The organism is Rosenbergiella sp. YN46 (assembly GCF_036620675.1).
In the GTDB taxonomy this organism is placed as follows: domain Bacteria; phylum Pseudomonadota; class Gammaproteobacteria; order Enterobacterales; family Enterobacteriaceae; genus Jejubacter.
In genome coordinates this window covers 19,494-32,607 of the sequence record NZ_JAZHEE010000005.1, presented here as the reverse complement: position 1 = coordinate 32,607, position 13,114 = coordinate 19,494, and the positions used below count along the sequence as shown (strand labels likewise).

13 protein-coding genes are annotated in these 13,114 nt (G+C 59.8%); 5 read left to right on the top strand and 8 right to left on the bottom strand.

What is annotated here, in order from left to right; all coding sequences use genetic code 11:
- Nucleotides 1-128: 128 nt before the first annotated feature.
- The 5 genes from rimL to V3W49_RS06280 all read right to left on the bottom strand — a co-directional run bounded on the left by rimL (nt 129) and on the right by V3W49_RS06280 (nt 3,892).
- Nucleotides 129-701 (bottom strand): 50S ribosomal protein L7/L12-serine acetyltransferase, encoded by a 573-nt coding sequence (gene rimL / locus V3W49_RS06300; protein ID WP_500144411.1) that lies wholly within the window; start codon nt 699-701, stop codon nt 129-131.
- Between the two features lie 257 nt (nt 702-958).
- Nucleotides 959-1,855: a DMT family transporter gene (locus V3W49_RS06295; protein ID WP_500144410.1), complete on the bottom strand. Its 897-nt coding sequence runs from the start codon at nt 1,853-1,855 to the stop codon at nt 959-961.
- A complete protein-coding gene (locus V3W49_RS06290; protein ID WP_500144409.1) occupies nt 1,855-2,727 on the bottom strand; it encodes a DUF6024 family protein in 873 nt (290 codons plus the stop codon). The genes V3W49_RS06295 and V3W49_RS06290 overlap by 1 nt, the downstream gene beginning before the upstream one ends.
- Nucleotides 2,727-3,125 carry an NUDIX hydrolase gene (locus V3W49_RS06285; protein ID WP_500144578.1) on the bottom strand — a complete coding sequence of 133 codons (399 nt, stop codon included), beginning with the start codon at nt 3,123-3,125 and terminating at the stop codon, nt 2,727-2,729. The genes V3W49_RS06290 and V3W49_RS06285 overlap by 1 nt, the downstream gene beginning before the upstream one ends.
- A 59-nt stretch (nt 3,126-3,184) precedes the next feature.
- Nucleotides 3,185-3,892: a hypothetical protein gene (locus tag V3W49_RS06280; protein WP_500144408.1), complete on the bottom strand. Its 708-nt coding sequence runs from the start codon at nt 3,890-3,892 to the stop codon at nt 3,185-3,187.
- A gap of 149 nt (nt 3,893-4,041) precedes the next feature.
- Here V3W49_RS06280 and V3W49_RS06275 point away from each other — a divergent pair, with 149 nt between their 5' ends.
- A complete protein-coding gene (locus tag V3W49_RS06275; RefSeq protein WP_500144406.1) occupies nt 4,042-4,917 on the top strand; it encodes a LysR substrate-binding domain-containing protein in 876 nt (291 codons plus the stop codon).
- A gap of 79 nt (nt 4,918-4,996) precedes the next feature.
- On the opposite strand, the gene V3W49_RS06270 is transcribed toward V3W49_RS06275, so the two are convergent.
- The gene (locus V3W49_RS06270; protein ID WP_500144405.1) at nt 4,997-6,652 is read right to left on the bottom strand and encodes a glucan biosynthesis protein D; all 1,656 of its coding nucleotides are present in this window, start codon (nt 6,650-6,652) and stop codon (nt 4,997-4,999) included.
- A 255-nt stretch (nt 6,653-6,907) separates the two neighbouring features.
- Here V3W49_RS06270 and V3W49_RS06265 point away from each other — a divergent pair, with 255 nt between their 5' ends.
- The gene (locus tag V3W49_RS06265; protein WP_500144404.1) at nt 6,908-7,447 is read left to right on the top strand and encodes an AAA family ATPase; all 540 of its coding nucleotides are present in this window, start codon (nt 6,908-6,910) and stop codon (nt 7,445-7,447) included.
- Here V3W49_RS06265 and V3W49_RS06260 read toward each other — a convergent pair.
- Both V3W49_RS06260 and hglS read right to left on the bottom strand, forming a co-directional pair.
- Nucleotides 7,437-8,942, bottom strand: coding sequence for a carboxylesterase/lipase family protein (locus tag V3W49_RS06260; RefSeq protein WP_500144402.1), 1,506 nt, complete (start codon nt 8,940-8,942; stop codon nt 7,437-7,439). The genes V3W49_RS06265 and V3W49_RS06260 overlap by 11 nt on opposite strands.
- 41 nt (nt 8,943-8,983) lie before the next feature.
- The gene (gene hglS / locus V3W49_RS06255) at nt 8,984-10,327 is read right to left on the bottom strand and encodes a 2-oxoadipate dioxygenase/decarboxylase HglS (RefSeq protein ID WP_500144401.1); all 1,344 of its coding nucleotides are present in this window, start codon (nt 10,325-10,327) and stop codon (nt 8,984-8,986) included.
- A gap of 250 nt (nt 10,328-10,577) precedes the next feature.
- Between hglS and pcaH the strand changes: the two genes are divergently transcribed.
- From pcaH to V3W49_RS06240, 3 genes are all read left to right on the top strand, one after another.
- A complete protein-coding gene (pcaH, locus tag V3W49_RS06250; protein WP_500144400.1) occupies nt 10,578-11,321 on the top strand; it encodes a protocatechuate 3,4-dioxygenase subunit beta in 744 nt (247 codons plus the stop codon).
- Nucleotides 11,318-11,938 (top strand): protocatechuate 3,4-dioxygenase subunit alpha, encoded by a 621-nt coding sequence (pcaG, locus tag V3W49_RS06245; RefSeq protein WP_500144398.1) that lies wholly within the window; start codon nt 11,318-11,320, stop codon nt 11,936-11,938. The genes pcaH and pcaG overlap by 4 nt, the downstream gene beginning before the upstream one ends.
- 172 nt (nt 11,939-12,110) lie before the next feature.
- A complete protein-coding gene (locus V3W49_RS06240; RefSeq protein WP_500144397.1) occupies nt 12,111-13,034 on the top strand; it encodes a LysR substrate-binding domain-containing protein in 924 nt (307 codons plus the stop codon).
- Nucleotides 13,035-13,114: the final 80 nt, after the last annotated feature.

Here is a 13,114-nt window from a genome sequence, read left to right as displayed (position 1 = left end):
ATTTAATAAATATGTAAAATCAATACGTTAGCAATAGCGTTAAAAAAAGGGTTTTGCCATAAAGCGGAAATAGCTTATCGCCAGATAATACCGCAAGACACTTCAAAGCCGCAGGAGAATGGCCGCAATCAGTCGGGTTGCAGGCAGTCGATGATCCGCCCGTAGATATTTTGATCGTGAAACTGACCGTTAAGGTATTCGGCCTGTTTCATGCAGCCTTCCAGCGTGAAACCGTTGCGCAACGCCACGGCGTTGCTGGCTTCATTACTAACGATACAGCGGATGACAAAGCGCCTGACCATCCCTTCGCCAGAATATTTTGTCATCAGCGTCCGCAACGCCCGGGAGATAATCCCCTGCCCCTGATGCCCCTGATCCAGCCAGTAACCAATGTAAGCCGCCTTATTGGCCGGTTCTATCTGATTAAAGGAGATAACCCCCACCAGTTCATCTTCCCGCAGAATCATAAACATTTTGGCGTAGTTACGGTGATGCAGCATATGGTTGCCGCGCAGGGTCTTCAGGGTATCTTCCGGCGCCTTGACGTACTGCGGCCAGTCCATCGCCTGCTGTAGCCACTCCTTATTACGCTGCACCAGTTCAAAAACTGGAGTGACGAAGGTTTCATTCACCGAATGCAAAATCAGCCCCTTCTCTACCTCTATCACCTCATCCTGCCAGTTATGTTTGTGCGGCTGCACGGCTATCTCCTTCATAAGTCGGGATTTGCGCCTAACTTACTCCTGGAAAAGCAGAATGTAAAAAGCAAGAACAGCGGGTACCCAAAATATACCGCTGCGGCACGGAAAAAAAGCCAGGCCATTAATCCGTGTATGGCCTGGCATACATCACACCGGTTTGCATCCCTGCTCCCTTGCGGGTATTGCGTTAACCGGAAAGTCGACGCATCCCTGTGTACTCCTTACCCCCTATTCGAAGGAGATCCACAAAACTTTTTTCAGGACTGCGGTTCGCCGTAAAGTTCCTCCCGACGGCTGCGCAGGCTATTGACCAGCACCGCACCCACAATCACCACGCCGCCGATAAGCGCATGACCCGTCGGCGCCTGTCCCAGCACCAGCCAGATCCACAGCGGCGCCAGCGCCGTTTCCAGCAGCAGGAACAGGCCGGCATTCGCCGCAGAGACATAGCGGGTCGACAGCGTAATCAGCCCCATGGCCAGCGGCATCACCAGCGCCCCTTCCGCCAGCGCCCAGCCCCACTGCGCGGCGCTCATCTGCGCCAGCGTCTGTTGCACCGGGCCGCCGGCGAATACGCCTACCAGCAGCGCTGCCAGCAGACCGCCTACCGATGGCAGCGCCAGAGTTCCACCCTGCACCCGGGAAGAGTAGATAAAGGCCAGCGCCATAGACACCGCCGTACCCAGCGCAAACAAATTCGCCAGCCCGCTTTCCTGACCACCGCGGCCGCTCATCACAATAGCCACCCCGACCATCCCTGCCAGCGCCGCCGTCAGCAGGCCGCGATCCAGCCTGGCGCCGAACATCACCCGGGAAATCAATGCCGATACGAAAGGCGTGGCGGAGATAATCACCAGCACCGTCGCCACATTGCCCCGGTTAAGGGCATTCACGAAACCGGCCGACGCCAGGCAAAAGAAGAGCACCGACAGCCAATTATCACGAGTGGCCCAGGGAGCCCCCAGAGTGGCGCGCGCCGGTCGCCACATCAGCCATGCGGCCAGACAGACCACCCACATAAACAGGCCACGCAGCAGCACGATGGCCCAGGAGTTATCGATCCCCATCATGCGAATAAACAGCGAGTCGGTACTCAGCAGCAGCCCCCCCGCGATACCGATAAGATTACCGTTGCCCGTTAGCGTCCGTTTCATTAAACCTCCAGAAGTTGAGTCAACCGCCGGGAGACTTCCGGCGTGGTATCCACGGGGTCGCTTCCATCTCCGCGCGCCCAGCTGGAAAGCCTCAGGGTTCCCACATCAGGGAAATAGCTGATGCCGTCGGCTTTGGCGCGTCGCAGTACGCCCTCATCCGGCGACGGTATTTTGATACAGCAGAACGGCAGCCCGTCGACGCTTACCGGATCCAGCCCGTAACCGGCAGGCACCGCCAGCGCCGATGCCTGTACCTGCGCCACGTTATATGGCTGCCAATCCGGACGGGACAGGTTCTCCAGCGCCTCTTCCAGCGGGCGGCTGGAGGCGGTCGCCTCTTCGAACAGCCGCAGTTCGCTGCGCAATAACCGGCTGTGGTTGCTGGCCCGCAGGGCGACAATCGCCAGTCCTGGCGTCAGAGACGCGTGTTTATGCAGTGGCGCAATAAAAATATCGCTGTCGCGCACCAGTTCAGCGTGGCGCAGCGTGGCAAAACTGTGAGAGGCGTCCACCACCCCTTTCCCGTCGCATCCCTCCAGACGGCATACCGCGCCGGTGCCCGGGTGCACATGGGTAATAATATTGAGTTCCCCGGGCAGCGGCGGACAGTGGCCGCCGCCTGCGAACAGGCGGGCGATGGGCGGGTAGTGAGCCTGCGGCGCCAGCCGCAGGCTCATCTCCTGGCGATGAAACAGATGATTCAGGATGACCAGCCCCACCCGTACCGACTGCACAAAAAAGATATCGTAGTCGTCCAGGCGGTATATGCCGGTCAGCACGTCTCTCAACCGATCTCTTAACATAGCCGCTCGCTTATAAAAGTGTTCTCCGTGCACCCGTTGCAGTTCCGGGGACAGTGATGATGCGTCCATCAGTTAATCAGCTCCTGCTGATAGAGCAGCGGCATCACCTCGTCACGAAAAACGGAGCCCACCGGCACGGCGCACGGCGGCTGACGATAGCTGACCCAGGCCAGCTCTTCGATTTCGCTACAGGGACGCGGCTGTCCGGCAATCTCCACCCGATAGACGTGATTTTCAATGGGTCGGTTTTCAAAAGCCGCCTGCCCCAGAAACAGCCCAAAGGGGCGAATATCGGTAACTGAAACCCCCAGCTCTTCCTGGAGCTCGCGCTTCAGGCAGCTCAGATGATCTTCACCGGCAAACGGTTTGCCCCCCGGCGAGATAAAAATATCGGTGCCGCGCTTGCGGGTCAGCAGTAGTGAGCGCTGATGGATGATAACGGCGGCGCATTTCACAATGGGCTTCAGCGCCATTTCCTGGGAAACCTCATCCTCAATGGCGTCGTAGCTTTCCGGTTGCAGGCCCATCATGCAGCCACCGTTGCGGCGCGGGTGGAACGACAATCCAGTGTCTCTCCGGACAGGAAACGTACGATGTTCAGCATCAGCGGGGCTTTATCGTTCAGATAGCCCAGAATGGTGTCATCGTCAGGCGTCGTGAAGCTGTCCGCGAAGATACTGATGCCTTCCAGCGATTTCGTGGAGATGCCAAGCTGCAGCAGACGATATTTCACATCGTCCGCCGAGCGGGCGAATTCATAAATCGGGGAGTGATAGGCGATGTCGAAGCGCGCCATCATATCCACCAGCCACTCCTTGGCGACCAGACGCTGTTCCGGGAACTCCATCTGATAGTGGGTAATGCCGTCGTTAATCACATCGATATCGTTGCGGCGGCAGAAGTCCACCAGGTGGGCGTGAATCGCCATCTTTTCCCCCAGCAGCACCAGGTTTTTGCGGTACTTGAGGATGTCCGACTCCAGATGTTCGATGGCAATGGAGCGGAAAGCGCCGCTGATATCGGCCACGGTATGCCCGACCACCAGGTCGCCAAAGCGGTTGCGCAACTCTTCCACCCGATGCGCCAGAATACCGCGATGCAGGGAACAACCGCTGTTGCCTGACCACAGGTGAACCGGAATCCCCTGTAACATTAAATAACAGGCTGCCAGGGTGCTGTCGCGCCCACCGGTAAACATCACAAGCTGGGTTTTGGGGGTAAGCTGTTCTGTCATTTTACGCTCCTTTCGGGAAGTTACGGGATTCAAAATGAAGCCCGCGCTATTTATCGTTCTGTTATGCAACACAGAGTAGGCAAATAAATCGCGGCTGAAAAATGATATAAACAGACATATACTGTTAGTTTTTCTAACAAGGTGCCGCTATGCCGGATTCCCTTCCGCCGCTGCGTGCGTTGCGCTACTTCCACCGCGCCGCCCGTCACCAGAGCGTAAGCCTGGCTGCCCGCTCGCTGAATGTGACCCACAGCGCCGTCAGCCATCAGATCCGTCTGCTGGAAGAGTGGCTGGACGCGCCGCTGTTCGTGCGGGCCGGTGGGCGTATTCATCTGACAGCGGACGGCGAACAGCTCAGTCGGGTCTGCTCCCGGGCCTTTGCCGATATCACCGAAAGCTGCGAACGCATTCGCGGCCGGGCCCGTCACGGACTGACTATCTCCTGCTCTCCCAGCTTTCTGGCTCAGTGGTTAATTCCGCGCATTGGGCGTTTTAACCAGCAGCACCCGGACGTTCCGCTCAGTTTCGATACGCTGACCGATCCCCAGAAGCTGCACGACGATCGCACTGATGTGCTGATCCTGAGTCATGACCACCTGGTACCGGAAGGCGTCGCCACTACGCTTATCGCCGTGGACTATATCGGCCCGGTCTGCTCGCCGCAGTTTCGCGGGCGGATGAGCTATGCCGCCGACTTCAGTACCCTGCCGCTGCTGCACGCCGATACCCGCGCCCACGCCTGGGAGGAGTGGGCGCAGAAAACCGGTGCCAGAGGCGACTTCTGGGCGGGTAAGCACTTCGATAATCTGACGCTGGCGATTCAGGCCGCGCGCAACGGCCTTGGCATCATCATGACGCCGCAGATTCTGGTAAAAAAAGAGCTACGGGAAGGCACGCTGTGCGCGCCGCTGGGCTTCGCGGCCATGGATCGCGCCACCTGGATGATGGTGCGTCAGGCACGCCAGCACGAGCCGGCCATCGACCTGTTCAGAAGGTGGCTGCTGGAAGAAGCCGCGGAGGATTAGCCCTCACCCGGAGGGCGAGGGAAAAAACCTCGCTTGCCTGTCCCCTCTCCCCTGTGGGGATAGGGTCAAGGTGAGGGGATCAGCGCATCTGGCGATCGTCCACATATTTGCGCTTATCCGGCGCGGGCGGGAAGTACTGGTAGAGCCAGGTTTCACTTTCGGTCTGCCCCTGACTGCGCAGATACATCCGCATTTCGACCGGATCGACGCTGTCGGAGGTGGGATGCCAGTCGAACAGGATCCGGTAGCCGTCGAAGGGCTCGATGTAGAGGATCTCCACCTGCTTTGCCTCGCCGCTGGACAGCGTAATCACCGGCTCCATACCGCGGGCGGCCGCCTCTTTCAGATTGGCGCCGACAAAATCCACCGCGAAGCGGCGCGACCAGGTTTCCGGGTAATGCTCGCCCGGCGCCCAGCCTTCCGGGAAGCCGCCCATTCCGGTACGGGTGGCGTAAACCCGGGCCAGCTCGCTGCGCACCGGCGGCTCGGCAGCCCAGTACAGGCGGTATTTAAAGCCCAGTTGATCCCCGGCCTGCACCGGCTTTTCCGGCTGCCAGAAACAGACGATATTATCGAGGGTTTCGCCGGTGGTGGGGATCTCAAGCAGCGAGATATGCCCCTTGCCCCAGTTGCCCTGCGGCTCCACCCACAGGCTGGGCCGCTTGTTATACCAGCCGATAACGTCCTGATAGTTATCGAAGCTGTGATCGGTCTGCAACAGGCCGAAACCCTTAATATTTTCATCATTAAAGGCGTTAAATTGCAGCTTCTGGGGGTTATTGAGCGGGCGGCACACCCATTCGCCGTTGCCGCGCCACAGCGCCAGGCGGTCGGAGTCGTGGATCTGCGGATGAATGGTGTCGCACATCCGGCGCTCGTTGGTACCGCAGCTGAACATGCTGGTCATCGGCGCTATCCCCAGCTGCTTCACGTCCTTACGGGCGTACAGGTGGTTTTCCACCTCCATAATCACCTGTTTCTCTTCGCAGTGAATGGTGAATTTATAGGCGCCGGTAAGACTCGGGCCGTCCATCAGCGCATAGACCACAAAGGTGGTGTCATGGGCTTTCGGGGTTTCGAACCAGAAGGCGGTGAAGTCCGGGAACTCTTCGCTGGAGTCGGTGAAGGTATTAACCGCCACGCCCCGGGCGGACAGGCCGTACTGATAAGTACTGTCCACGGCGCGGAAGTAGCTGGCCCCCAGAAACGAGACGACATCGCGGCGTGCCAGTTCCGGGGCCTTAAAGGCGCGGAAACCGGCGAAGCCGAGATCCGGGTGCCCTTCCAGCTGGCGGGTATCCACCCCGGCATCGTTGTAGTTAAACAGATCCGGACGGAAGTGAATTTCACGCGCCTGGCGACTGGCGGGATCCACCGAGTACATCCGCACCCGGCGCTGAAAGCCCATGCCGACGTGGAAGAACTGTACATCAAGCTGGCGCCCTTCTATCTGGTTCCACAGCGAATGGCCCGCATCGTACTGAATATGGTTGTAGGCCTGCGGCGTTAGCCGGGAGAGCGCATCCGGCAGCGGACGGGGCGCTCCGCCCCAGGGCTTTTTCGCCAGACCGCTGGCCATCTCTTTGAGATCGTTAAAGTCGAAGGGACGTGAACTGCCGTCGGCAATACCGCCGTCCGCCGCCCAGGCCGACTGAGAAAAGAGGCCGGCCAGACCGGGCGTGCCACAGGCTGCGGCCAGCGCCATTGAGGCTTTAATAAAACGTCTGCGGTTCATGCCTGAGAAATCGTCCTTATTTTGATGTTACCTGGTGTATTTCACTTCCCCTGCGGGGGAAACATTGTCAAAATAATGCCCCAGATATGACCACCCACGCCAGACAAAATTCCGTCCATTTTCAGACTCTTTAATTTCCCCCATTACCGCTGCCTGCCCCGTTGGTGACGCAGCGGACAGCGGCCGACCAAACCGATACGCTTCGCGCTGCCTGATCTAATTTCAGACAGTTCTCAAGCTATGGAGAAACGCCTTATGAATCTGCGCTACATCCTGACCGGCGGGCCCGGCGCCGGTAAATCCACCCTGCTGCACGCTCTGAACGACGCCGGCATCACAACCTGGCCGGAAAGCGGACGCGCCATTATTCGCGAACAGCAGCGCCAGGGCGGCAACGCCCTGCCCTGGGCCGACCGACTGGCCTTCGCCATGCGGATGCTGGAACGTGATATTGCCGGCTGGCAGATACATGAAGGCGCTTCGGCGCCGGTACTGTTCGACCGCGGAATTCCGGATTCGCTGGGTTATCTGCAACTGTGCGGGCTGAACGCGCCCCCCCGAATGTTGCAGGCCGTCAGCGCCTGTCGTTACGCGCCCCGGGTCTTTTTTGCCCCACCCTGGCGCGATATTTACCGCCAGGACGACGAACGCCGCCAGAGCTGGGATGAGGCGGTGGCCACCGCCCGGGTGATGCTGCGCCTGTATCGCGCCTGCGGCTATCAGGTGGTGATGGTTCCGCCGCTACCGGCGGCAGCCCGCGCCCGCTGGCTGCGATCCAGGCTGCCTACAGCGTGACGTGCTGCCTCATTACCCGCTTAAACAGCAGCGAGCGGGCGCGCATAAAGCGGCGCTCCAGCTTAAAGCCCGGGCGCCGGTCGATACCCAGGCGCATCAGGCGATCGGCGCCCCCCTTGCTGGCGGGCCACTCAAGAGGCCCCGGCAGCACGGTTTGTCCCGGCTTCAGGCGGGCGAAGGACACCCAGTAGTCCGCCACCCGGGCGGCGAAGGCCAGATCCTCGCCGGTAGCGTATTCCCGCGACGGCGCAATCGTACCGAGAGTATCGAACACATAGGGGATTTCATTACCGTGCCAGGCGCCCCAGGGATAGGTGGCGTGCTCTGCTTCGGCGACATAGTCAAACCAGTAACGCCAGCAGGGCTGATCCAGACGCCGCTGAGCCTGCATCGCCACAAAGCCCATAGTGGTAAAGGCCATATCGCGGCTGACCTGACGCCCCAGAGCTTCATCGCCGCGTACCCCCGGATAAAGCATGCGGATTAGCGCCAGCCCGAACCGGTGATCGCGACGCATACGCTGGATTTGCTGCGCCAGGTCAACGCCAAACACCCCCATCACGCTGGCTTCATCGCTGTTGCTGCCGATCATCAGCGGCATGGGGTGCTGGCGCCCGGCCATCAGGCTTTCCAGCATGGGCTGCGGTAATACCCTATCGCCGCAAATGGGCACCGGCCCCATTCCCAGCGGGCTGGCAAGCGGCCAAAAGGCATCGGCAGGCAGCGCGCGCAGCTGCGCGGCGGAACTCTTTTCCAGCCCCAGATGGCGGGCCACCGCTTCCCCCCGGGCCGTGGCTTCGCTGAACGGCTCATCGGCCAGGGTATAAGCGCTCTGGGCGATCGCTTTATGAAACAGCCCGGCGGACAGCGGCGATACCAGCAGCGACAGCACGCTGCGCCCGCCCGCCGACTCACCGAACAGCGTGATATTTTGCGGATCGCCACCGAATGCGGCGATGTTATCGCGCACCCACTCCAGGGCGGCTATCTGATCCAGCAGGCCGAAGTTGGCCAGCGGCCCCTCCGGGTCTTCCCCCGCAAGCGCCGGATGGGCGAAGAATCCCAGATGTCCGAGGCGGTAATTGACCGTGACCACCACCACACCGCGGCGGGCCAGGGCGCTTCCTTCATAGGGAGGCAGGCTACCCGCGCCGATAGTGTAGCCGCCACCGTGCAGCCAGACCATCACCGGCAGCGGCTGGTCGTACTGCGCCGGCGCCCAGATATTCAGATACAGGCAGTCTTCACAAAAGGTGCCGGGATCGCCGCCGCCCACCTCACGGCAGGCTTCGATACTCTGCCAGGCGGCGGGCGCAAACCTGTCTGCCTGACGTACGCCGTGCCAGGGAACCGGCGGGCGCGGCGCGCGCCAGCGCCCTTCTCCCACCGGCGGCGCGGCATAGGGAATGCCGCGCCACACGGAAATATCCTGTTCAATCTGACCAATAAGCTGCCCCTGACTCAGGGTGACCATAGGCGTGCCGGGCCTTTTCATACTGCTGTCCTTTAGAAAACACGCCCGTAAGAGTACCTTGTTCAGAGCAGACCGCAACGCCGTTTGCTGCGTTTTTCCAGTTCCTGATAGAGTGCAAACTCATTGAGCACCGAGGCTCCCAGCGCCATTTCAAAATCACTGCGGCTGGCGTTACCGTGGCTCAGCGTGCGGGTTTCCTCCCCCAGATTGGACTGGAAAATCCCGGCAGCGCTTACCGGCAGGAAATCCTCATAGGTGATGGGATGCGCCACCAGCCAGCCACAGTCGATCAAGGGTTCCGGATCGCAGCCGGGTTCAATGGCGGCACGATGCGCTTCACCGGCGGGAGTCAGGCGATAGCGGAAATAGCCCAGTCCCTGGCGGCGCACCTCCCGGGCATCATCCGGAAAGCGGCTGAACACCTCCTGTAAATGGAGCTGATGGGTCAGGTTATCGGTAGCGCTACCCGCTTCACGCAGCAGCGTATCGTACAGCGCCCGCCCTTTCGGCGTCAGCGCCATACCGCGCTGTTCGATTTCCCCGAAGCGCGCCGTATGGCTGCCCGGCTGCTGGTCGCTGAACAAAATCGGCTCTTCCAGCGCTTTAAAGCTGGTCTGGCGCAGCAGAATCGGCAACGCCCGGCGCGGCGGGCCCTCAATCACCATTTTAGGCGCGATACCGCGCTCAGGCATCTGGGCCTGTACCCGGTCGATATCCAGGGTTCTCGGCGTCAGATGGTTGATATGACAGCCGCGGAAGCAGACCACATCGGCAATCAGCCGGTGGGCCTGATGCAACGCGCCATAAGTGGCGGCGTCCACCGTGGCGTGGCGCTGCCAGCGGAAGGTTTCCAGCACCTCGCCGACAAACGCATCCGCTTCGGCTTCGCTGAATCCGCGCTGCTGCTCGTAACGCGACAATAGCGTAATACAACCGGGGGTAAAGATATGGCGCTGCGCCAGAATCGACTCTGCCTGGCGCCGCAGCCCTTCGTCGGGAATCAGCTCCAGCCGCAGCAGCGAGGTAAAGACCCGGAACGGATTACGGGAAAGCGAAGCCTCTTCAATGGGGCGAAAAGCGGTCGAGTGAACCGGCACCCCCGCTTGCGACAGGTCGTAATAGCCCACCGGAAACATCCCCATCACCTTAAAAATGCGACGCAGCGTTTCCAGTTCATGGGCCGTGCCAACGCGAATCGCCCCGTGGCGTTCCACATTCAGGCGTGACAGTTCATCGGCGTTCGCCAGTTGCTCATGCAGGCCAGGGTTTTTCTCCAGAACCCCTAAATTGACATCGGCTACCAGCTCCAGCAGCGTGCCGTACTGCGGCACCTCCTGCTGGTACATGGCCGACATCGCCTGGGAGAATTTCTCCCGGATCTCATCAGCCGTGACGTTGTTCACCATGCTTTCACCCCTCCAGTGGTTAATGGAGGAAAGAGTAGGAAAGCGCCGGGCAAATGGTGGAAAGAATTTACTTTTTGTGATCGCCTTTACATCGCGTTGCGCAAACGCGAACGTTCAGGATAGATAACTGCGGGTTATTAAAAAATCGCCATAATTTCACTGTTAATTAACAATTATTTTACGGACACTGACGGGCGGAGCATCACAAATGATAACAACAACACCTGTACTCAACTAACCGGAGCCCGCCATGAACGACGAAAAATGGTCCCCCCGTGAACTGGTGCACCGCGACTATCGCCACCACCCACCGGCATATACGCCGGGCTATAAGACCAGCGTGCTGCGTTCACCGCGCAATGCATTAATTTCGCTGCAAAATTCGCTTTCTGAGATCACCGGGCCGGTGTTCAGCACCCACGAGCCAGGCCCCAAAGATAACGATCTTATCCTTAACTATGCCAAACAGGGGCTACCCATCGGCGAACGCATTATCGTCCACGGTTTTGTGCGCGACGGATTCGGTCGACCGGTGAAAAACGCCCTGGTGGAGGTATGGCAGGCTAACGCCGGCGGTCGCTACCGCCACAAGAAGGATCAGTATCTGGCGCCTATCGATCCCAACTTCGGCGGCTGCGGACGGATGCTGACCGATGAAAACGGCTACTACGCCTTTCGCACCATCAAACCCGGCCCTTATCCGTGGCGCAACCAGGTCAGCGACTGGCGCCCGGCGCATATCCATTTTTCGCTGTCCGGCGACAGTTTCGGCCAGCGCCTGATTACTCAGATGTACTTTGAGGGCGATCCGCTGATTAAGCAGTGCCCCATCGTGCGTACTCTGGGCGATGACGACGCGGTACGTACCCTGATAGCCGAACTGGATATGTCGGCGGCGGTGCCGCTGGACTGTCTGGCCTATCGCTTCGATCTGGTTCTGCGCGGCCACCGGGCCACGCTGTTTGAAAACCGCACTCAGGGAGCCGCATTATGAAAACATATTTACCGGAAACCGCTTCCCAGACTGCGGGGCCCTACGTGCACATCGGCCTGGCGCCCCACGCCGCAGGTTTCGATATTTTCGAGAATAACTTCAGCCACATACTGACCAACAGCCACACCAAAGGGGAGCGCATCACCATTGAGGGCCGGGTGATCGATGGTTCAGGTACGCCGGTGCGCGACGTGCTGCTGGAGATCTGGCAGGCCAATGCCGCCGGGCGCTACAACCATCCGGCTGACCAGCAGCAGGACAAGGCGCTGGATCCCGACTTCCGCGGCTGGGGTCGCGCCTGTTCCGACTTCGACAGCGGCATCTGGCGTTTTGAGACCATCAAGCCAGGCCCGGTTATCGGCCGCGACGGACGCCTGATGGCGCCGCACGTTAATCTGTGGATCGTCGCCCGCGGTATTAATATCGGCCTGAACACCCGCATGTATTTCGACGACGAAGCCGCCGCCAACAGCCGGGATCCGGTGCTTAACCTGATTGAGTGGGAAGTGCGCCGCGCCACGCTTATCGGCAAGCGCCGGCAGCGCGGCGACGAAGTGGTTTATCAGTTCGATATTCGACTGCAGGGCGAAAATGAAACGGTCTTTTTCGATCTGTAAACCCGCCCGCGGGTTCCGCCGGCCTGGCGGAACCTTCCCCCCACCGCCACGATAATTTTTCCTCCGCCATCGACATAGCCCCGGACGAATGTTAATTTTATTTTGCTATCAGGTTATCAAAAATAAGCAAGTTACCTTGTCACAGCTAGCGTGCTGGATTTAACTTCGGGTTATGGAAAAAAATAGTCTCTTCAGCCAGCGGATTCGCTTGCGCCATCTGCATACATTCGTGGCCGTCGCCCAACAGGGAACGCTGGGGCGTGCGGCTGAAACTCTTAATCTTAGTCAACCGGCCCTTTCCAAAACGCTGAATGAACTGGAACAGCTTACCGGCGAACGGCTGTTTGAGCGTGGCCGGCTGGGCGCCCAGCTTACGCTGATGGGTGAACAATTCCTGATTCACGCGGTTCGGGTGCTGGATGCGCTAAATCACGCCGGACTTTCGCTGAGTCGTAAGCAGGGTCAGGCGTTGGATGTGGTGCGGATCGGCGCTTTACCCACTGCGGCGCTTGGCATTCTGCCTGGCGTGATCGGGCAGTTTCACAGCCAGCAGGCGGATGTCACCCTGCAGGTGGCGACCATGAACAACACCATGCTGCTGGCGGGGCTGAAGTCCGGCGAGCTGGATCTCGGCATTGGCCGGATGTCCGATCCGGAACTGATGACCGGCCTGAACTATGAGCTGCTGTTCCTGGAGTCGCTCAAGCTGGTGGTGCGCCCCGATCATCCTCTGCTACGTGACAATGTCACGCTTAGCCGGGTGATGGAGTGGCCGGTAGTGGTTTCGCCCAAAGGCACGGTGCCGCGCCAGAATGCAGAAGCGCTACTGGCCAGCGAAGGCTGCAAACTGCCCGCCTCCAGTATCGAAACGCTGTCGGCCTCGCTGTCGCGCCAGCTGACGGTAGACTACCAGTACGTCTGGTTTGTTCCCTCCGGCGCCGTGAAAGAGGATCTGCGCCAGGGCACGCTGACCGCCCTGCCGGTACCCACCCACGGCGCAGGCGAACCTATCGGTATTTTGACCAGGGTCGATAGTCCCCTGTCTCACGGCGCTCAGGCTCTGCTGACCTGTATTCGCAAAAGTATGCCGACCTAGCCCCCGGTTTATTGACAGCGCGCAACCCTCTGCTTAACTGAACGTATCCCCGATCCCGTTCCGTCGACGCAGAGAGGTTG

What these genes read in the sequence shown, in the direction of transcription:
- V3W49_RS06265 (WP_500144404.1), top strand. Translation starts at nt 6,908, where the DNA reads ATGAATCTGCGCTACATCCTGACCGGCGGGCCCGGCGCCGGTAAATCC.
- V3W49_RS06275 (WP_500144406.1), top strand. Translation starts at nt 4,042, where the DNA reads ATGCCGGATTCCCTTCCGCCGCTGCGTGCGTTGCGCTACTTCCACCGC.
- hglS (WP_500144401.1), bottom strand. Translation starts at nt 10,327, where the DNA reads ATGGTGAACAACGTCACGGCTGATGAGATCCGGGAGAAATTCTCCCAG.
- V3W49_RS06290 (WP_500144409.1), bottom strand. Translation starts at nt 2,727, where the DNA reads ATGGACGCATCATCACTGTCCCCGGAACTGCAACGGGTGCACGGAGAA.
- V3W49_RS06240 (WP_500144397.1), top strand. Translation starts at nt 12,111, where the DNA reads ATGGAAAAAAATAGTCTCTTCAGCCAGCGGATTCGCTTGCGCCATCTG.
- V3W49_RS06295 (WP_500144410.1), bottom strand. Translation starts at nt 1,855, where the DNA reads ATGAAACGGACGCTAACGGGCAACGGTAATCTTATCGGTATCGCGGGG.
- pcaG (WP_500144398.1), top strand. Translation starts at nt 11,318, where the DNA reads ATGAAAACATATTTACCGGAAACCGCTTCCCAGACTGCGGGGCCCTAC.
- V3W49_RS06260 (WP_500144402.1), bottom strand. Translation starts at nt 8,942, where the DNA reads ATGAAAAGGCCCGGCACGCCTATGGTCACCCTGAGTCAGGGGCAGCTT.
- pcaH (WP_500144400.1), top strand. Translation starts at nt 10,578, where the DNA reads ATGAACGACGAAAAATGGTCCCCCCGTGAACTGGTGCACCGCGACTAT.
- V3W49_RS06280 (WP_500144408.1), bottom strand. Translation starts at nt 3,892, where the DNA reads ATGACAGAACAGCTTACCCCCAAAACCCAGCTTGTGATGTTTACCGGT.
- V3W49_RS06270 (WP_500144405.1), bottom strand. Translation starts at nt 6,652, where the DNA reads ATGAACCGCAGACGTTTTATTAAAGCCTCAATGGCGCTGGCCGCAGCC.